Origin of the sequence: Streptomyces toxytricini, assembly GCF_014649915.1 — a bacterium.
Classification (GTDB): Bacteria; Actinomycetota; Actinomycetes; order Streptomycetales; family Streptomycetaceae; genus Streptomyces; species Streptomyces toxytricini.
Genome location: NZ_BMTY01000002.1, coordinates 1 through 18,446 on the forward strand (window position 1 = coordinate 1; position 18,446 = coordinate 18,446).

Below are 18,446 nucleotides of genomic sequence, written 5' to 3' on the forward strand. Positions count from 1 at the left end.
ACGCCGTCCGCATGGCCCGCCTGCACACCGGGCGGCCGAAGGTGCTGTCCGCCTACCGCTCCTACCACGGCGCCACCAGCACGGCGATCAACCTGACCGGCGACGCCCGCCGCTTCGGCAACGACAGCGCGACCGCAGGCGTCGTCCACTTCTGGGGGCCGTTCGCCTACCGGTCGCCGTTCTACTCCGCCACGCCGGCCGAGGAGTGCGAGCGGGCGCTGCGCCACCTGGAGGACACCGTCGTCTTCGAGGGGCCGGCCTCGATCGCCGCGATCGTCCTGGAGACCGTCGGCGGCGCGCCGGGCGTGCTCGTCCACCCCGACGGCTACCTGGCGGGCGTCCGCGAGCTGTGCGACCGGTACGGCATCGTCTTCGTCCTGGACGAGGTGATGGTCGGCTTCGGCCGCACCGGCCGGTGGTTCGCCGCCGAGCACTGGGGCGTCACCCCCGACCTGCTGTGCTTCGCCAAGGGCGTGACCAGCGGATACGTGCCGCTCGGCGGGGTCGCGGTCTCCGGGGCGATCGCTGCCTCCTTCGCGCGCCGCCCCTACCCGGGCGGGCTGACGTACTCCGGGCACGTGCTGGCCTGCGCCGCGGCGGTCGCGACGATCGGCGTGATGGAGGAGGAGGGCGTCGTCGAGCAGTCCGCGCGGACCGGCGCGGAGCTGCTGGGGCCGGGACTGCGGGCGCTCGCCCAGCGGCACCCGTCCGTCGGGGAGGTGCGCGGGCTGGGCACGTTCTGGGCGCTGGAGCTCGTCCGGAACCGGGAGACGCGCGAGCCGCTCGTCCCGTACAACGCCTCCGGCGCCGACAACGCGCCGATGGCGGAGTTCGCGGCCGCCTGCCGCAAGGCCGGGCTGTGGCCGCTGACCGCCGGGAACCGCATCCACATCGCCCCGCCCTGCACCATCGCCCCGCATGACGTGGCCGCCGGCCTGGAGGCCCTCGACACGGCCCTGGCCGTCGCGGACGCGCACACGGCGGGCTGACCGCGGCCCCGCGCGGCGCGGCTGTGGGGTCGCCCAAGGGCGGGTGGCCGGGATTCGGACGATCCGTACGGGGGAGAACGGGGCCCCGGCGTGTTGCAATCCGTTAACCGGCCGTGCAGCAGGGCCGGCACCTTACGGACCGGGATGCACGTCAGTCCCGGGGCGGTCCCGCGGGGACCGGACGGCGGGGAGCGGGAGACCGCTGGACGCCGGGCGTACGGGATCCAGACCACCGGACTCCGTGTTCCCGAGGACCCGAAGGAAGACACCATGAGCAAGCACGTCCTGGCGCAGAACCAGTACGGCAAGGCCGAGAACCGCATCGTCAAGGTCACCCGCAAGGGCGGCGACGGCTCCTGGCACGAGATCCGCGACCTCAACGTCTCCGTCGCCCTCCGCGGCGAGTTCCGCGACGTCCACCTGACCGGCGACAACGCCAACTGCCTGCCGACCGACACCACCAAGAACACGGTGTACGCCTTCGGCAAGGAGCACGGCATCGAGTCCCCTGAGGCCTTCGGCATCCTGCTCGCCAGGCACTTCGTCTCCTCCCAGGCGCCCATCCGGGAGGCGCAGATCCGGATCGAGGAGTTCGCCTGGGAGCGGATCCCCGTCCCGACCCGCAAGGAGCAGCACTCCTTCGTCCGCAAGGGGCAGGAGGTGCGGACCGCGCAGGTCACCTACAGCGAGACCACCGGCCTGCAGGTCGTCTCCGGCCTGAAGGAGCTGACCGTCATGAACTCGACGGACTCCGAGTTCCACGGCTACATCAAGGACGAGTACACGACGCTGCAGGAGGCGTACGACCGGATCCTCGCGACCAAGGTCACGGCCCGCTGGGCGCACTCGGCGCTCGCCGCCGACGACGCCGGGCACGACTGGGACCGCTCGTACAAGAAGGTCCGGGGGCACCTGTTGGAGGCGTTCGCGCAGACGTACTCGTACTCCCTGCAGCAGACGCTGCACCAGATGGCCGAGCGGGTCCTCGACCACTGCCCCCGGGTCAACGAGGTGCGGCTGAACCTGCCGAACAAGCACCACTTCCTGGTGGATCTGGAGCCGTTCGGTCTCAAGAACGACAACGAGGTCTACTTCGCGGCGGACCGCATGTACGGCCTGATCGAGGGCACCGTCCACCGCGACGGCGTCCAGCCGGTGATCGCCACCGGCGACTGGATCACCGCCTGACGCGGCCGCGGCGACTTTCGGCCGCGGCTTCCGGTTTTCTTGCCGAACGGTCCCTTGTCCCCGCCGCCGCCTGCAAGGAGGCTGTGCAGCTGACGAGTCGACGACCGAGGGAGCCGGTGGTCATGCGCAGGCAGACGGCGATCCGCCGATGGCGCGGCTGGACGGGCACGGGCCCGCTCTGGCTGAATTCCGTCGTCCTGCTGCTGGTCCCGTTCACGGCGGTGACGCTGCTCGCGCAGATCGGTGTGATCGCGGCCTTCGCCGCACTCGGCGGCCTGGCCCGGCAGCTGTGGTACGGGGACTACGGACACGGAGCGGTGCACCTCGCCGCAGCCCTGATGGGGGCGGCGGCGGTCGCGTTCGTGGTGGTGTGACCCACCGGGCCGGGGCGTCGACGGCGCCGCGGCCCCTCGCCCGTTCGGGGGTACGTGCGCCGGGGCGCGCACGGCCCGGTGCACCGGGTCCCAGCTGGGCTGATGCGGGCAGACCGGATCGGGCCGGGAGTGACGCACCGTCAACCGGTCGCGTTGTCCGCAGTGGCGGTGGACGGCCAGGGGTTCCACTGCTCTCTGTGGGACCGGCTGCCGGAGCCGGTGCATCGGACCGGGAGGACATTCCATGGCCCGCGCCAAGTGGGTGGTCGGCGTGCTGACGGTGGCTCTGCTGGGGACCGGCATAGGGCTGTTGCGCAGCACTGACGGGGCGCGGCCTGCGCCCACCTCGGCCGACGCGCTGCCGTCGCGGGCGCTGGGCCTGTCCGGGCACCGCCGGCTCGTCGAGCAGCTGGAGCATGCCGGGCAGCGGACCTCGGGCAAGGGGTCGCGGCCGTCGCGGGCCTCCGCCCTCACCCCGTTGCGGGCTTCGCTGCCACTGCGGCTGCTCGTCCCCGCCCTGGGGGCGGACCTGCCCTTCCGCGCCGCCGAGGCGGGGCCGCCGGGGACGGACGGGCCGTCAGCGGGCCGGCCGAGGCGGGGCGGCGAGGTGGAGGAGGCGTACTGGGAGGCCGGGACGCCGGCGCCCGGTGCGGCCGGCGTGTCCGTGGTCTCCGCGCCGGACCTGCGCCTGGCCGAGCTGCGGCGGGGCGTGACCGTCGAGGTCGTGCGCGAGGACGGCCGTACGGCCGTGTTCACCGTCGACGCGGTCTCACCTGCCGGGGTGGCCCGGCGCGGGCAGCGGCCCGGCCGGGCCCAACTGCGTCTGGTGAGCGGGGAGACCACGGTTGTGGCGCGGCTGACGGGCCACCGGCGCGCAGGCTGAGGCGGCCGGTGCCGCGCCGGTTGTCGGCCGAGAGGGGGTGTCTTCGTCCGCCGGTCGGGGGCTTTCCCCGGGCTGGGCGGCGGGTTCTCCGGCGTGTCGGGGCACATCCCCGGCATGACCGGAACACGGCGGGCGCGGACGGCGGTGACGAGGGCCCTTGCGGCGGCCTGTCTCGCCCTGATGTGCCTGCTGGCCGCGTCCCCTGCCGCCGCGTCGGCAATCTGCGGGGAGGAAGCCGCCCGCTATGCCACGGGGCTGCCGGGCGGACCGGGCATTCCTGCCGAACGCGAGGGCGACCCCTCGGCCGAGCCGGAGGCCCGGGTCGTGCGGCAGCCGGTCCGCGGACAGGCCGGGGTGCGGCAATGGGCGCAACCGCCGATGTTTCACGTGGAACACTCCGGCCGGCGGGAGGTCACCGGGCGGTGCGAGACGGCCGGCCCGGTGTCGTCCGGCCGGGCGGCACGGAGCGTGGTGCTGCGCTGCTGAGCGGGCCAAGCGGCAGCGCACCACCCCCCACACCCCCCAGCACCGTGAGGTCTTCACCATGCCCATCGACCCCTTCGCCGCTCTGAACGCCCTGCTCCGCGCCGAGGCCGCCCGCTTCTCACCTCCGTCGGGACCGGCGCCCGCTGCCCGGCGGCCCGCACCGGACGAAACCGATGCCGCTCCGTCGGCGCAGTCCGTCCCCGACACGGCGGCCGGTCGTGAGACCGCGGCCGCCTCTCGGGCAGCGGCTCGCGACTGACGCACACGCGCCGGCTCCCGCACCCCGCCTACGGGTACGGGAGCCGGCGCGTGCCGGGGCCGTTTTCAGCTCTCGCGCTGGTAGTACCGGTAGTACGCCACCACGCCGACGCCGATGCCGGTGGCGAGGCCGACCCAGGCGGAGCGCAGGAAGGAGTCGCCGGTCAGGCTGTACAGGTAGCCCACCGCGATGCCGCCGAACGCCGCGTACGCCGCGGCGCGGGCCTCCTTGGCCATGCGGGGGCCGACCCGGGCGAGGGTGAACATGATCGCCGCGAAGAGGGCGCCGCACAGGATGCCGTAGAAGACGTTCGCCACGGTGACGGGGCCCGTCTGGCGGTTCATGAAGGCCGCGTAGATGCCGTAGACGAGCCCGAGGAGCAGGGGTCCGGCCAGCATGCCCGGGCTCAAGTGCAGGGGCTCCGACCGCCGGTGGTGCCGTCGGGTGGCGGGTGCCGCGTGTGCCATGACAGGGCTCCTCTCTTCCCCCATCCAGGGCACACCCGGCACCTGCGCCCGGCAAGTGGATCAGCGGGTGCGGACCGCAACGGCGTCGATCTCGAAGAGCATCCGGGGCAGGGCCAGCGAGGCGACCCCGATCAGGGTCTGGGCGGGCAGCCCGGTCCCCCAGGTGTCGTGCAGGTGCTTCAGGAGGACCTCCAGCTTCTGCTGGTCGTGCCCCACGATGTAGGTGCCGATGCGGACGACGTCGGCGGGGCCCAGGCCGACGGCCGCCAGGGCCGTGCGCAGGTTGGCGAAGGCCCGGGCCACCTGCTCCTCGAAGTCGTCGGAGACGACGTGCCCCGTCTCGTCGGAGCCGTACTGACCGGCGATGAAAACCTGCTCGCCCGGGGCTGAGACGACGTGGCTGTAGCCGAAACCGGTCGGGTCGTGGAGTTCCGCGGGGTTGGTGGTGCTGCGCGTCATTGCCAAGCTCCGGATTCTGTCGGGTCGGAGGGTCCTGTGGGATCGGAGGGCGCAGTCGGGTCGGCCGGTGCCGGCCTGGCCTGCGCCGGATCGGTGGGCGCCGGATCGGGGGCCGGGCCGGGTGCCGTCGGGCTTGCCGCCGGGGCGGTGAACCAGGCCCGCAGCCGTTCGGGGGCCTCGGGGGCCTGCCGCTCGGCCTCACGTCGGATGTCGTCGAGGCTCTGCCCGGCCAGGGCGTGCCGCCAGGCCAGTTCGGCGCGGGCCATGCCGCGGGCGATCGCGCACTCGGGTCCGCCGTCGGCCGCCGGGCCGCCGCCGGGCCCCCGGCGGCGGATCTCGGTGCAGCGGAAGGCCTCCTCGGGCCCCTCGACCGCCGCGACCACGTCCATGAGCGTGATCTCGGCGAGCGGCCGGGCCAGCCGGAAGCCGCCCCGCGCCCCCGGGGTGGAGACGAGGAGGCCCGCCCGTGCGAGCGCCTGGAGCTGCTTGTTCAGGTACGCGGGCGGAAGATCGTGCCAGGCGGCCAGACGGGCCGCCGGGACCGCCCGCTCCGGCCCCAGCCAGGCCAGGTTGATGCAGCTGTGCAGGGCCCACTCGACGCCCTCACCCATCCTCATAACCGGGACACTAGATGTCCGGGATCCCGGGGGCAAGGGCATTTGCCTGAACGGACGCACCGCCACCCGACCGCAGCAGCCCCGCTCGCGGCCCCCTCCCCGGATGCGTTCCCTGGTGACGTGCGCACCTTCATCTCGGCGGTCCTCATCGCGCTCGTGACCCTCCTCGTGCCCGCGAGCGCCGTGGGGTACTGGGCCGACCGCGAGCTGGGCGACGCCGACCGCTACACCGCTGCGATGTCGCCCCTGGCCTCGGACCCGGCCGTGCAGGGGGTGGTGGTCACGCAGACGGCGCGCGCCCTGTCCGGGCAGATCGACGCCGGGCCCTTCCAGGGCGGGATCGAGGCGCTGCTGCGCGAGGCCGTCGGCTCCTTCGCCGGCACCCCCGCCTACCGGACCGCCTGGGACGCGGCCAACCGGGCCGCGCACGCCGCCTTCCTGGAGGCCCTGACCACCGGGGAGGGCAAGGCCGTCACCATCGACCTCGCGCCGGTCGTCGCCCGGATCCGGCAGGAGCTCGTCACGGACGGCGTACCGCTGGCGGAGCTCATCCCGGAGACCCGGGTGACGGTGAAGGTCATGGAGTACGACAACCTGGGCGCGCTCCGGGAGGGCTTCCGCATGCTGCAGATCGCCGGTGTCTGGCTCCCCGCCCTGACCGTCGTCCTGGCCGCCGCGGCCATCGCGGTCGCCGTCCGGCGCCGCCGGGCCGTGGCCGCGACCGGCCTGGGGCTGGCCCTCGGGGCCGCCCTGCTGTGGATCGCGGTCGCCGTCGGCCGCCGGATCACCCTCGACGACCTGCCGCCGGACATCGACCGGGCGGCCGCCGGCGCGGTCTACGACGCACTGACCGCATTCCTGCGCACCACCGCCTGGGTGGTCCTGGCGGTCGGGCTGGCGGCCGCACTGGCCGCGTGGCTGTCGGGCCGGGTGCGCCGCACGCCGTGAACCGGGCACCCCATAAGCTCGGAAGGTACCAACTGCGCAGAACGCCCCAGTGGATGCACAACCGTGCGGGGCGCGGCACCACGGCAGATCCGAGACCGGCAGACGACTCGCGAGCGGCGGGGGCACCGAGGCGGACATGAGCACCGAGCACAGGGAGCGCACCGAACGCGCGCACCGCATACCGTCCGGGCGCCGGACCCGCCCGCACCCGCCCGCGCCCCCGGCGTGGCTGCTCTCCGGCCTCCGCCCGGAGGCGGCCCCGATCCCCTGGGCCGCCGTGGCACGCGCCGCCGTCGCCCTGTCCGCGCCGCTCGCCGTCGGCTTCGCCCTCGACGAGCCCGAGTACGGGGCGCTGGTGTCGATGGGCGCCCTCAGCGGCGTCATCGGCGACACCGCCGACGCCTACCGGATGCGGATCCTCAACATCGCCGTGCCGCAGTTCTTCGGCGCGGTCGGCGTCGCCCTGGGCACGCTGGTCTTCGGGCACGGCTGGGTCGCCGTCGGGGCCCTCACCCTCATCGCCCTCGTCTCCGGAATGATCTCCTCGATCGGCACGGTGGCGTCCGTGTCCGGGCTGCTGCTCCTGCTCAACGCCGTCGTCGGGGCCGGCCTGCCGCTGCCCCGGCCGTGGTGGGCGGCCCCGCTGCTGCTCGCCGCCGGCGGCCTGTTCGTCCTCGCCCTCACCCTGCTGGGCTGGCCGCTGCGCGGGCGCCAACCGGAGCGGGCCGCCGTCGCCGCCACGTACCGGGCGCTCGCCGACGCCCTGGAGGCGGCAGGCGGGCCCGGCTACGACGAGCGCCGCCGCCGGCTCACCCAGACCCTCAACCAGGCGTACGACCTGGTCCTGGGCCGCCGCGCCCGCGTCCACGGCCGCAGCCCCGGCCTGGTGCGGATGCTCGCCCAGCTGAATGTCGTGATCCCGCTGGTCGAGGCGGCGCCCGCCGCCCACCTGCGCGGCCGCCCACTGCCGCCCGCCTACCCGGCGGCCGTACGGGAACTGGCGCGGGCCGTGGAGGAGGGCCGCACCGGCACCCCCGTCCTGGACCTGCCCGCACCCGCCACCCGCGCCGAACGGGCCCTGGACGCGGCGCTGCGGCACGCGGCGCCGGTCGTCCACCTCGCCGAGCCCCTCCCGCACAGCGTCGACGACAAGCTGGGCCGGCCCGCCGCGCTGACGGTCCGGGCCCGGCGCGCCGTGCGCGACATGGCGCTGTCCCCGGCCTCCTGGCGGTACGGGTTGCGGCTCGCCCTGTGCATAGGGATCGCCCAGTCGCTCGTCTCGCTCGTACCCGTCGAGCGCTCGTACTGGGTGGCGCTGACCGTCACGTTCGTCCTGAAGCCGGACTTCGGCTCGGTGTTCTCGCGGGCCGTGCTGCGGGCCGTGGGCACCGCGGGCGGGCTCGTCGTCGCCGCCGCGGTCCTCGCCGAGGTGCCCCGCGGCTGGTGGGACGTGCCCGTCATGGCGGTGCTCGCCGCTCTCATCCCGGCGTTCTCGGCGAAGGGGTACGCCTTCCAGACGGCGGCGATCACCCCGGTGATCCTGCTGCTGTCGGACCTGCTGAACCACCAGGGCTTCGACCTGATCCGGCCGCGCCTGGTGGACAGCCTGATCGGCTGCGCCATCGCGCTGGTCGCCGGCTACCTGCTGTGGCCGGAGAGCTGGCGCAGCCGGATCGGGGACCGGCTCGCCGACGCGGTCGACGACGCCGCCCGGTACGTGGAGCGCGCCTTCGGGCCCCGCCCGGCCACGGAGGCCGGGCTGCGGGCCGCGCGGACCGCACGCCTCCAGGCACGGCGGCGGATCTACCGCGACCTGTCGGGCGTGCGCAGCGAGTTCCAGCGGGCGCTGACCGAGCCGCCGCCGGCCGGGACGCGGGCGGCCGCCTGGTGGCCGCTCGTCGTCGCCGTCGAGCGGGTCGTGGACGCCACCACCGCCGCCCGGGTCCGCGTCAACCACGGGGCCCCGCCGCCCGCGCCGGACGAGGTGGAGGCCCTCAGCGCCGACCTGCGCTCCCTGGCCGCGGGCGTACGGACCGCGCGGACCCCGGACCGGCTGGAGCCGCCGCCGGAGCGCTCCTGGGACGAGGAGTCCGTCCTGGCCCCGGTACGCCACGAGGTGGCCTCCGCGCACGGCTTCGCCTCCCCCGAACGGGCCTGAGGCCGGGCCGCCGGGCCCGGGCCGGGGGAGCATCGGGGCATGAGGCCCCTCCTCGCCCGTCGCGGCCGGCGCCGCCGCGCCGCGGCCGTCCTGCTGCTCGCCGCCGCTCCGGCGGCCGCGGCGGGCTGCGCCGACGTGGAGGGGCTGCGGGACGACGGCGACCTGGGCACCGTCCACGCCCCGCAGACCCTGTGGAAGGACATCCACCCGGACCCGCCCGACCCCGGCCGGCAGCCCGGCGCCGCGGCCGTCGTCCCCGGCCTGCCCAAGGCCGCCGACCTGGACATCCGGTCCGTGGACCCGCTGGCCATCGTGCGGGCCGACATCACGGCCGCCGCCGAACAGGACGGCGGCACCGGCCGCCTCGTCGACCCGCGGGCCGTGCAGCGGCTCGCACTCTGTACACAGGCTGTGGACGGCGGACCGTTCTGCCCGGTGCGGCCGCCCGTGCTGCACGACGTGACCGGAAACGGCCGCGACGAGCTGATCACCGCCCTGGACGTCGACGGCCGGGTCAGCGAACTGCGCGTCTACACCGTCCGCGACGACGGCTCGATCACCCGGATCCTGTCCCGGCGCGGCGTCCTTGAGGGCGTCGAGGTGGCGGCCGAGCACCTCGCGGTCCGCGAACCCACCTCCAACCCCGAGAAGGTGTCCGTCTCCGACTACGTGTGGGACCCCGAGGCGGGGATCATGAACCTGTCCGAGCTGACCCTCGACGAGTGCCCCACGCTGAAGACCGGCTCCGTCCCGTGCGCGGCGGTCCGGGGCTGAGGGGCCGGGCCGGCATGCGGAGGGCGGGCAGCCTGCGCTGGAAGATCGCCCTGACGACCACCGCGGTGTGCTGCGCGGTATCCGCCGCGCTCGGCATCCTCGTGCACGACGTGGTCGCCCGGCAGGTCGTCGGCGAGGTCCGCAAGGAGGCCGAGCTGGCCTTGGACCACGCGCTCGTCCTGTACCAGTACGGCACCGCGCACGGCGACGTGAACGTCGCCCTGGACCCGCCCGGGCTGCCGCCTCCGCTGCGCCGGCTCGTGGCCCGCGGCAGGACGGGCAGCATGGTCGGCGCGCACGCCGGGAAGCCCGTCATGTGGGCCGCCGGGCCCGCCGACGGCAAGGCCCTCGCCGTCTGGGTCCCGTACGGCGGCACGCGCTCCCGGCTGCGCGACCTGGACACCGCGATCCTGGCCGCCTCCGCGGTGGCCGCCGGCGTGGTGGCCCTGGCGGGGTTGTTCCTGGCGGACCGGATCAGCCGGAGGCTGACGGCCACCGCGGCCGTCGCCCGCCGGATCAGCGCCGGTGACCTGGACGCCCGCGTCGACTTCCCGACGGCCGGGGATGACGCGGCGGAGCAGCGGCCCCGCCACCGCGACGAGGTCCGGGACGTCGCCCAGGCGCTGAACTCGATGGCGCAGTCCCTGCAGGACCGGCTGGAGGCCGAGCGGCGGTTCACCGCCGATGTCGCCCACGACCTGCGCACCCCGCTGACCGGCTCGATCGCCGCGGCCTCCCTGCTGCCGGACGGCCGCCCCAAGGAGATGATCAACGACCGGCTGAACGCGCTGCACCGGCTCACCGAGGACCTGCTGGAGGTCTCCCGCCTGGACTCGGGCGTCGAACAGGCCGACCTGGCCCGCGTCGAGCTGGGCCACGCGGTGCGCCGGGCCGTCGCCGCCACCCGGGTCGACGCCTCGGTCCGCGTCGTGCGGGACGCGGAGGTGGTCACCGACCGCCGGCGCCTGGACCGGATCCTGGCCAACCTGCTCGCCAACGCCGACAAGCACGGGGCGCCGCCGATCGAGGTGAGCGTGGAGGGCCCGGTCGTGACCGTACGGGACCACGGGCCCGGCTACCCGGACCAGCTCATCGAGCACGGGCCGCAGCGGTTCCGCACGGGCGACCCGGGCCGCGGGCGCGGGCACGGGCTGGGGCTGACCATCGCCGCCGGTCAGGCGGCCGTCCTGGGGATCGGCATCGCGTTCTCCAACGCTCCCGACGGGGGCGCCGCCACCACGCTCCGGCTGCCCGTCGGACGGCTGACCGGCGAGTGACGGACGACGGCATGCGGGGGTGTGCGGGCGTGTTTCACGTGAAACACACCCCCGCCGCCGGCGACCACCCGTCCGGCCGAGCCGGCCGGATCAGACGCCGATGTTCCGGCCGTCCTTGCGCCACACGGCCACCACGGCGGGGCGGACCAGCTTGCCGGGCCCGTCGGGCCACGCCGACGCCGGCTTCTCCACGGACGCGCCGTCGACCTCGCCCGGGTGCTGCACCGCGACGAGCACCCGCTTGTCCTGCACCAGCGGGCCGCAGGTCTCGGCGCCGCGCGGCACGGTCAGGAACTGCTTCAGCTCACCGCGGCGCGGGCCGGCCGTCGCGACGCCGAACAGGCCGTCGTGGGAGCCGAGCTGGTTGCCGTCCGTGGAGATCCACAGGTTGCCGTGCGGGTCGAAGGCCACGTTGTCCGGGCACGAGATCGGGCTGACCTGGTCCTTGGGGAAGCCCGCGAAGTACGTCGAGGGGTCGTTCGGGTCGCCTGCGACGAGGAACAGCCGCCAGGCGAACCCGTCGCCGGCCGGGTCGTCGAAGTTCTCGGCGAGCTCCAGGATCTGGCCGTGCTTGTTCGCGTTGCGCGGGTTGGCCTCGTCCGCACCCGGCTTGCCGGCCTTGCCGCGGTCGGAGTTGTTGGTCAGCGCCACGTACACGCGCCCGGTGCGCGGCGAGGGCTCGATGTCCTCGGGCCGGTCCATCTTGGTGGCGCCCGCCTTGTCGGCGGCCTGCCTCGTGAAGACGAACACCTCCTCCGCGGTCATGCCCTCGACGTGCGAGACGTTCCCCGACGGCGAGGCGGTCGCCAGCTTGATCCAGGTGCCGGACCCGTCGAAGGCGCCGTCCCCGGGGAGCCTGCCGGTGCCGTCGACCTCGGCGGCAGGGGAGTCGCCGGTCAGCTTGGCCACGTACAGGGTGCCCTCGTCGAGCAGGGTCAGGTTGTGCTCCTTCGCCGCCCGCGAGTTGCCCTTCTTCATCCGCTTCGAGGAGACGAACTTGTAGAAGTAGTCGAAGCGCTCGTCGTCGCCGCTGTAGACGACCGGGCGGCCGTCCTCGGTCAGCCGGGGCTGCGCGCCCTCGTGCTTGAAGCGGCCCAGGGCGGTGCGCTTGCGAGGCACGGAGTGCGGGTCGTACGGGTCGAGCTCGACGACGTAGCCGAAGCGGTTGGGCTCGTTGGGCTCCCGGAGCACGTCGAAGCGCTGGTCGAACCGCTCCCACTTGCGCTCGGACGCGCCGCCGCTCAGTCCGTAGCGCTTCAGGCGGGCCGCCTGGACGGGGTCGGTGACCTTGCCGGCGTTGGCGAAGTACTGGTTGAAGTTCTCCTCGCCGTGCAGGGTCGTGCCCCAGGGGGTGGTGCCGCCGGAGCAGTTGTTCAGCGTGCCGAGGACCCGGGTGCCGGAGGGGTCGGCCGAGGTCTTCACCAGGTCGCTGCCGGCGACGGGCCCGGAGAGGCGGAACTCGCTGGTCGCGGTGAGGCGGCGGTTGAGCGGATGGCGGTTCACGGCGGTCAGCCGGCCGCTGCGGTGGTCCTCCTGGACGACGACCACTCCGAGGCCGTGCGCGGCCCACGCGATCTCGACCTGCTCGCGGGTCGGGTTCTCCGGGTCGTAGCCGCGGAACATCAGCTGCTCGTCGGTGTACTCGTGGTTGGCGACGAGGAGCTGCTGGCGCTCGTAACCGCTGCCGAGCGGGAGCAGGGCGAGGAAGTCGTTGTTGTAGCCGAACTGGCCCGCCTGGGCGGCGGCGCTCTGCCGGTCCGGGTGGAAGCCGGGGGCGCCCTTGACGATGGGGTCCCCCCAGCGGATGACGACGTTCTGCTCGTAGCCGGCGGGGACGGTGACCCGGTCGTGCGTGTTGGGCGCGACGGGCGTGAAGCGCAGGCCGCGGGCTCCCGCGGCGTCTGCGCCGCCGTCGGCGGCGAGGGCGTCCGCCACGGGGGCGGCGCTCGCGGGGGACGCGCTGCCGCCGACCGCCGTCGCGGTGCCCGCGGCGGTGGCGACCGTGACGACGGCGGCAGTGCGCAGCATGGAACGGCGCGAGTAGGCGCGGGCTATGACGTCGCCGACGTACTCGTTGCCGCTCGTGTTGGGAACCTCGTGGAAGCAGGCGTCCCCACAGCGGTAGCGGCAGGTGAGGGCGGAACGGCCGCCCCCGTGCGGGGTGCCGATGAGCGGCAGGAGCTTGCGCACGAGAAATCCTCCGTAGCTGCACGGGCCGACGGGGAGGCCGGCCGGATCCAGCCGTGACGCTAGGGCGGGCCCGCACCGGTACGGCGGCCGCCGGATGAACGCGCGGTGAACCGGGCGCGTCGGAGCGGGAGTTCACGGCCGGAGCGGGCGTGCCGGGTGGCGGCCTCCGTCTTTCGGCCACATCCGGCGGCGGGTGACAGCCACCCGACACTTGACGCAAAAACGCCCAATTCGGTTCGTACGGTGCCGCTTCAGTGAAACGGAGGGACGCGATACGGTGCCGGTCAGCGCGGTCCGCTGGGGCAATTCCCCGCGGGGGCCGGAACAAACGGGAGATGTGGGAGACGGCCGAAAACGGACGGAACGGGCTGGGCGCCACGAAGGGTGACCCTGCCGACGTTCCAGCCGAGGGGCCGATAACCTTACGTGTCCACTCTGGGCAGGGATCAACCGCGCAGCACGGACAAAAGACGCACGCACTCATGCGAAAGGCCTGGCCCATGGGTATTCGGAGCTTGTTGCGCAAGGTTTTCGGACGGTCCGCCGAGCCGGTTCCGGAGACGACCGAGGCCACCTCGACCACCTCTTCGCCTGCCGTGCCGAACCAGGCGGACCGCCACCCGCTGGACGCGGCGGCCGAGCTCGTCGCGGCGTCCTTCGACAATCCGACCGTCCCGCCGCAGTCCGCACCGCGCGACCGCGAAGCGGGCGCCACCGTACTGACCGCGACGGCCGCGGACCCGACCGTCCCCGAGGCCCGCCGCCCCCTCTCCCCGTCCCAGCCGCCGCACTCCGACACCGCTGCCGCTCCCGCGGAGCCCGCACCGGCCCCCGAAGCCGCGGCCGCACCGGCCCCCGAGGCGGCGGAGCCCGCCGCCGCTGACGCCACCCCCGCGCAGCCGGAGGCCGAAGCCGCAGAGCCGGCCGCCGGAGCCGGCGCCCCGGAGCCGCAGGCCGAAGCGGAGCCCGCGCCCGCAGCGGCCGAAGCCCTCGCCGCGGCGGCCGAGTCCGCCCCGGCCGCCGAAACCGCTCCGGCGGAAGCGGAGCCCGAGACCGCACCCGCCGCTGCCGAAGCCGCCGCCGAGGCGGAGCCGGTAGCCGAGGCAGAGGCCGCACCTTCGGCCGAGGCAGCCGCCGACGAGACCAACGCCGAAGCCCCCGCCGAAGCCCCCGCCGCTGCGGCCGAGTCCGCCCCGGCCGCCGAAACCGCTCCGGACGCGGAAGCGGAGCCCGAGCCCGCACCCGCCGCTGCCGAAGCCGCCGCCGAGGCGGAGCCCGAGCCCGCCGCTGGCGAAGCCGCCCCGGCCGCCGAGGCCGACACCGTGGCCGAGGCCCAGCCCGAGCCCGCGCCCGCCGCCGAGACCGCCCCCGTTGCGGACGCCGAGCCCGCGCCCGCCGCCGAGGCGGAGCCTGAGGCCGAGCCGGCGGCCGCTGCCGAAGCCGAGGCCGCCGCGGAACCCGGGCCCGCGGTCGAGCCCGTCGCCGAGGGGCCCGCCGTCACGGCGGCCGTCGTGCGGAAGCGGGCACCCGAGGTGGCCGCCGCCTACAAGGCCGCCGGGCAGGTGCTCCGCGCCAAGGGCCGTACCGGGGCGCGCGCCAAGGTGTACCTGGTCCTGGACCGCTCCGGCTCCATGCGCCCGTTCTACAAGGACGGCAGCGCCCAGCACCTCGCCGACCACGCGCTGGCGCTCGCCGCGCACCTCGACGCCGACGCGACCGTGCACAGCGTGTTCTTCTCCACGGAGGTGGACGGCACCGCCGACCTCACCCTCGACACCCACGACGCCTCCTGGGCGGAGGCCCGCAACGGCGAGCTGGGCCGCATGGGCCGCACCAGCTACCACGTCGCCGTGGAGCAGGTCCTGAAGCGGTATCGCGAGGACGGCGGCGCGGGCCCGGCCCTCGTCGTGTTCCAGACGGACGGCGCCCCCGACAGCCGCCAGCCCGCGAAGCAGGCGCTCGCCGACGCGGCCGAGGCGGCACCGGAGGTCCACTGGCAGTTCGTCGCGTTCGGCGACCACGACAACAAGGCCTTCGACTTCCTGCGCAAGCTGGACGGCGCGCACACCGGCTTCTTCCACGCCGGCCCGGCCCCCCGCGAGCTGACCTCCGCGGCCCTGCTCAAGGGCGTCCTGGAGCACTTCTGAGCGGCCCCGCCCCTACCGCGACCGACACGAAGGCGCCCCCGCCCCGGAGAGATCCGGATCGGGGGCGCCTTCGCCGTGCGTCGGGCTACTGGTGCTGCTTGACGGCCTTCTCGACCGGCTCGGAGGTCTTCGTCTCCACCGGCTTGCGCAGTGCGATGTTCAGCTCGCGCAGGCGGGACTCCTCCAGCACCGTCGGAGCGCCCATCATCAGGTCCTGCGCGTTGCCGTTCAGCGGGAACGCGATGGTCTCGCGGATGTTCGGCTCGTCCGCGAGGAGCATGACGATGCGGTCGACGCCCGGGGCGATGCCGCCGTGCGGCGGGGCGCCGAGGCGGAACGCGCGCAGCATGCCGGCGAACTCGCGCTCTACGGTCTCCGCGTCGTAGCCCGCGATCTCGAAGGCCTTCAGCATGACCTCGGGCTCGTGGTTGCGGATGGCGCCGGAGGACAGCTCGATGCCGTTGCAGACGATGTCGTACTGCCAGGCCAGGATGTCGAGCGGGTCCTTCTCCTCCAGGTCCTTCATGCCGCCCTGCGGCATGGAGAACGGGTTGTGCGAGAAGTCGATCCGGCCGGTCTCCTCGTCCCGCTCGTACATCGGGAAGTCGACGATCCAGCAGAACCGGAAGACGTTCTCCTCGAACTGGCCGGCGCGCTTGGCGGCCTCGACGCGGACCGGGCCCATGATCTTGGAGACCTCGTCGAACTCGCCCGCGCCGAAGAACACGGCGTGGCCGGGGGCCAGGCCCAGGCGCTCGGTGAGGACCTTGACGTTCTCCTCGGTGAGGAACTTGGCGATCGGGCCGGTGAGCGAGCCGTCCTCGCCGACGCGGACCCAGGCCAGGCCCTTCGCGCCGAGAGAGACGGCGAAGTCGCCGAGGCCGTCGAAGAACTTGCGGGGCTGCGCGGCGGTGTCCGGGACCGGCAGGGCGCGGACGTGCTTCCCGGCGAACGCCTTGAACTCGGAGTTCGCGAAGACGTCGGTGATGTCGACGAGCTCCAGCTTCGCCCGCAGGTCCGGCTTGTCGTTGCCGTACTTGAGCATCGACTCGCGGAACGGGATCCGCGGGAACGGCGAGGTGACCTCGCGGCCGCCGCCGAACTCGGTGAAGAGCTCGGTCATCAGCTTCTCGATCGGCTGGAAGACGTCCTCCTGCTCGACGAAGGACATCTCCACGTCGAGCTGGTAGAACTCGCCCGGCGAGCGGTCGGCGCGGGCGTCCTCGTCGCGGAAGCAGGGCGCGATCTGGAAGTAGCGGTCGAAGCCCGAGATCATCAGCAGCTGCTTGAACTGCTGCGGCGCCTGCGGCAGCGCGTAGAACTTGCCGGGGTTCAGGCGGGACGGCACCACGAAGTCGCGCGCGCCCTCGGGAGACGTCGCGGTCAGGATCGGGGTGGCCATCTCGTTGAAGCCGAGCGCGGTCATCTTCTGCCGCATCGCGGCGATCACCGCGGAGCGCAGCATGATGTTGCGGTGCATGCGCTCGCGGCGCAGGTCGAGGAAGCGGTACTCCAGGCGCCGCTCCTCGTTCACACCGTCGTCGGTGTTGATGGTGAAGGGCAGCGGGCCGGCGGCGCCCAGCACCTCGACCTCCGCGGCCTCGATCTCGATCTCGCCGGTGGGCAGGTCGGGGTTGACGTTCTCGGCGCCGCGGGAGACGACCTTGCCGTCGACGCGGACGACGGTCTCCTTGGAGAGCTTGTCCAGCGCCTCGGCGGCCGGGGTGCCGGGGCGGGCGACGAGCTGCGTGATGCCGTAGTGGTCGCGCAGATCGATGAAGAGGATGCCGCCCAGGTCTCGACGATTGTGCAGCCAGCCACTGAGCCGGACGTCGGTGTTGACGTCAGAGGCGCGGAGCTCGCCGCAGGTGTGGGACCTGTACCGATGCATCAGTCATCCAGTTCTTCGCGATACCAGGGTGGATTCAACCTTTACAAGGTTACCGTCCGGGCCGGGACCCGCGCTGGCGCGCCCGCCCGCCCCGCCGGACGGGCGCACCGGGCCCGATGAGCGGCAAAGACGATCGCGGCGGGCGCGTGGTTGGATGACCGGGTGCTGAGCCCCTCCCCTTCGCTGCTGCCCGAGCCCGTGCGCCGCCTCGCCGCGTGGTGCGTCGTCGTCCTGCTGGTCACCGGTGTGGCCGCGGTCGGCGTGTGGCTGTGCATCGTCTTCAAGACGGCCGTCACCCCCGTCCTGCTCGCCCTGCTCGGCACGGCCCTGCTGGGCCCCATGCACCGGCGGCTCGTCGCGATGGGGGCCAACCGCTCCCTCGCCGCGGCGGTGACCTGCCTCGCCGTGACCGCGGTGGTCGGCGGGGCGACGTACGTGGTGGTCGCCGCCCTGATCGACACCGGCGACCAGATCGTCGGCTCGCTGCGGCGCGCCGGGCAGGACCTCGCCCCGCACTTCGGGGCCGCCGGCACCTCGCTGGAGGACCTGGCCGCGAACGCCAAGGGGCTCCTGGCCAAGTTCGGCGGGACCGCCGCGTCCGGCGTGATCGCCGGCATCGGCGCCGTCACCTCGATGCTCGCCACCGCCGTCCTCGCCCTGCTGCTGATCTTCTTCTTCCTGAAGGACTCCGACCGGGCCGTCGGGACGCTGCGCTCACTCGCGCCGAGCGCCTCCGGCGACACCGTCGAGGCGATGGCCCGCCGCGCCTACGGGGCGGTCGAGGGCTTCATGCGCGGAACCACGTTCATCGCGCTCATCGACGCCCTGTGCATCACCGCGGGCCTGCTGGTGCTCCAGGTCCCCGGCGCGGTCGGGCTCGGCGCGCTCGTGTTCGTCGGCGCGTACATCCCCTACCTGGGGGCGTTCATCTCCGGCGCGGTCGCGGTCCTCGTCGCGTTCGCCGAGCGCGGCTGGATCGTCGGGCTGTGGGCGGTGGGCGTCGTCCTCGCCGTGCAGGTGCTGGAGGGGCACGTCCTGCAGCCGGTGATCCAGAGCCGGACCGTGCAGATGCACCCCGCCGTGGTCATGCTCGCCATCACGGCCGGCGCGGGCGTCGCGGGGATCCTCGGCATGCTGCTGGCCGTGCCGCTGACGGCGGCGGCGTTCGGCGTCCTCTCCGAGCTGCGGGCCCGGTACGCACTCGCTGCCCCGGCCGCCGCGGAGCCGGCGGGTCCCCCGGTGCCGGATGCGGATTAGGCCATTGGAGTAGTGGCGCTTTCCGGACAACCCCGAACCGGTCCCTGATCGTCCGAAAGCGGCGGACCCGAGGGCACCGGTT

At 74.2% G+C, this 18,446-nt stretch carries 15 protein-coding genes and 1 pseudogene; 11 read left to right on the plus strand and 5 right to left on the minus strand.

All coding sequences use genetic code 11. The features are described from left to right. The 5 genes from IE170_RS02205 to IE170_RS02225 all read left to right on the plus strand — a co-directional run. The coding region (locus tag IE170_RS02205; RefSeq protein ID WP_189807617.1) for an aminotransferase class III-fold pyridoxal phosphate-dependent enzyme at nucleotides 1-989 on the plus strand (989 nt) is incomplete at its 5' end. A gap of 270 nt (nucleotides 990-1,259) precedes the next feature. Continuing rightward, nucleotides 1,260-2,177 carry a factor-independent urate hydroxylase gene (gene pucL / locus IE170_RS02210; RefSeq protein ID WP_189807618.1) on the plus strand — a complete coding sequence of 306 codons (918 nt, stop codon included), beginning with the start codon at nucleotides 1,260-1,262 and terminating at the stop codon, nucleotides 2,175-2,177. Nucleotides 2,178-2,299: 122 nt separating this feature from the next. Beyond that, nucleotides 2,300-2,551 carry a hypothetical protein gene (locus tag IE170_RS02215; RefSeq protein WP_189807619.1) on the plus strand — a complete coding sequence of 84 codons (252 nt, stop codon included), beginning with the start codon at nucleotides 2,300-2,302 and terminating at the stop codon, nucleotides 2,549-2,551. Between the two features lie 244 nt (nucleotides 2,552-2,795). Continuing rightward, the gene (locus tag IE170_RS02220; protein ID WP_189807620.1) at nucleotides 2,796-3,434 is read left to right on the plus strand and encodes a class F sortase; all 639 of its coding nucleotides are present in this window, start codon (nucleotides 2,796-2,798) and stop codon (nucleotides 3,432-3,434) included. Between the two features lie 180 nt (nucleotides 3,435-3,614). After that, on the plus strand, nucleotides 3,615-3,920 hold the full coding sequence (locus IE170_RS02225; protein WP_189807621.1) for a hypothetical protein: 306 nt from the start codon (nucleotides 3,615-3,617) through the stop codon (nucleotides 3,918-3,920). Nucleotides 3,921-4,244: 324 nt separating this feature from the next. Here IE170_RS02225 and IE170_RS02230 read toward each other — a convergent pair whose 3' ends face one another. The 3 genes and pseudogenes from IE170_RS02230 to IE170_RS02240 form a co-directional block, all read right to left on the minus strand. Beyond that, complete coding sequence (locus IE170_RS02230; protein ID WP_189807622.1) at nucleotides 4,245-4,646, minus strand: hypothetical protein; 402 nt, start codon at nucleotides 4,644-4,646, stop codon at nucleotides 4,245-4,247. Nucleotides 4,647-4,706: 60 nt separating this feature from the next. Next, entirely contained in the window at nucleotides 4,707-5,105 is a 399-nt protein-coding gene (locus IE170_RS02235; RefSeq protein WP_189807623.1) for a RidA family protein, read from the minus strand. A gap of 152 nt (nucleotides 5,106-5,257) precedes the next feature. Beyond that, nucleotides 5,258-5,716, minus strand: a pseudogene (locus IE170_RS02240) (RrF2 family transcriptional regulator); the annotation flags it as partial. Between the two features lie 126 nt (nucleotides 5,717-5,842). Here IE170_RS02240 and IE170_RS02245 point away from each other — a divergent pair. From IE170_RS02245 to IE170_RS02260, 4 genes are all read left to right on the plus strand, one after another. Then, entirely contained in the window at nucleotides 5,843-6,670 is an 828-nt protein-coding gene (locus IE170_RS02245) for a hypothetical protein (RefSeq protein WP_189807624.1), read from the plus strand. 136 nt (nucleotides 6,671-6,806) lie between these two features. After that, entirely contained in the window at nucleotides 6,807-8,828 is a 2,022-nt protein-coding gene (locus IE170_RS02250; RefSeq protein WP_189807625.1) for an FUSC family protein, read from the plus strand. Nucleotides 8,829-8,867: 39 nt separating this feature from the next. Continuing rightward, on the plus strand, nucleotides 8,868-9,602 hold the full coding sequence (locus tag IE170_RS02255; RefSeq protein ID WP_223855511.1) for a hypothetical protein: 735 nt from the start codon (nucleotides 8,868-8,870) through the stop codon (nucleotides 9,600-9,602). A gap of 14 nt (nucleotides 9,603-9,616) precedes the next feature. Next, complete coding sequence (locus IE170_RS02260; RefSeq protein WP_189807626.1) at nucleotides 9,617-10,879, plus strand: sensor histidine kinase; 1,263 nt, start codon at nucleotides 9,617-9,619, stop codon at nucleotides 10,877-10,879. Between the two features lie 90 nt (nucleotides 10,880-10,969). Here IE170_RS02260 and IE170_RS02265 read toward each other — a convergent pair whose 3' ends face one another. Then, nucleotides 10,970-13,069 (minus strand): PhoX family protein, encoded by a 2,100-nt coding sequence (locus tag IE170_RS02265; protein WP_189807627.1) that lies wholly within the window; start codon nucleotides 13,067-13,069, stop codon nucleotides 10,970-10,972. A gap of 515 nt (nucleotides 13,070-13,584) precedes the next feature. Between IE170_RS02265 and IE170_RS02270 the strand changes: the two genes are divergently transcribed. Then, entirely contained in the window at nucleotides 13,585-15,216 is a 1,632-nt protein-coding gene (locus IE170_RS02270) for a VWA domain-containing protein (protein WP_308428351.1), read from the plus strand. Nucleotides 15,217-15,301: 85 nt separating this feature from the next. Here IE170_RS02270 and aspS read toward each other — a convergent pair whose 3' ends face one another. Beyond that, nucleotides 15,302-17,107: an aspartate--tRNA ligase gene (aspS, locus tag IE170_RS02275; RefSeq protein WP_189807629.1), complete on the minus strand. Its 1,806-nt coding sequence runs from the start codon at nucleotides 17,105-17,107 to the stop codon at nucleotides 15,302-15,304. A 165-nt stretch (nucleotides 17,108-17,272) separates the two neighbouring features. Between aspS and IE170_RS02280 the strand changes: the two genes are divergently transcribed. Beyond that, complete coding sequence (locus tag IE170_RS02280) at nucleotides 17,273-18,364, plus strand: AI-2E family transporter (protein ID WP_189807898.1); 1,092 nt, start codon at nucleotides 17,273-17,275, stop codon at nucleotides 18,362-18,364. Nucleotides 18,365-18,446 lie beyond the last annotated feature (82 nt).

What these genes read in the sequence shown, in the direction of transcription:
- IE170_RS02250 (WP_189807625.1), top strand. Translation starts at nt 6,807, where the DNA reads ATGAGCACCGAGCACAGGGAGCGCACCGAACGCGCGCACCGCATACCG.
- IE170_RS02235 (WP_189807623.1), bottom strand. Translation starts at nt 5,105, where the DNA reads ATGACGCGCAGCACCACCAACCCCGCGGAACTCCACGACCCGACCGGT.
- IE170_RS02255 (WP_223855511.1), top strand. Translation starts at nt 8,868, where the DNA reads ATGAGGCCCCTCCTCGCCCGTCGCGGCCGGCGCCGCCGCGCCGCGGCC.
- IE170_RS02225 (WP_189807621.1), top strand. Translation starts at nt 3,615, where the DNA reads ATGTGCCTGCTGGCCGCGTCCCCTGCCGCCGCGTCGGCAATCTGCGGG.
- pucL (WP_189807618.1), top strand. Translation starts at nt 1,260, where the DNA reads ATGAGCAAGCACGTCCTGGCGCAGAACCAGTACGGCAAGGCCGAGAAC.
- IE170_RS02260 (WP_189807626.1), top strand. Translation starts at nt 9,617, where the DNA reads ATGCGGAGGGCGGGCAGCCTGCGCTGGAAGATCGCCCTGACGACCACC.
- IE170_RS02215 (WP_189807619.1), top strand. Translation starts at nt 2,300, where the DNA reads ATGCGCAGGCAGACGGCGATCCGCCGATGGCGCGGCTGGACGGGCACG.
- IE170_RS02220 (WP_189807620.1), top strand. Translation starts at nt 2,796, where the DNA reads ATGGCCCGCGCCAAGTGGGTGGTCGGCGTGCTGACGGTGGCTCTGCTG.
- IE170_RS02230 (WP_189807622.1), bottom strand. Translation starts at nt 4,646, where the DNA reads ATGGCACACGCGGCACCCGCCACCCGACGGCACCACCGGCGGTCGGAG.
- aspS (WP_189807629.1), bottom strand. Translation starts at nt 17,107, where the DNA reads ATGCATCGGTACAGGTCCCACACCTGCGGCGAGCTCCGCGCCTCTGAC.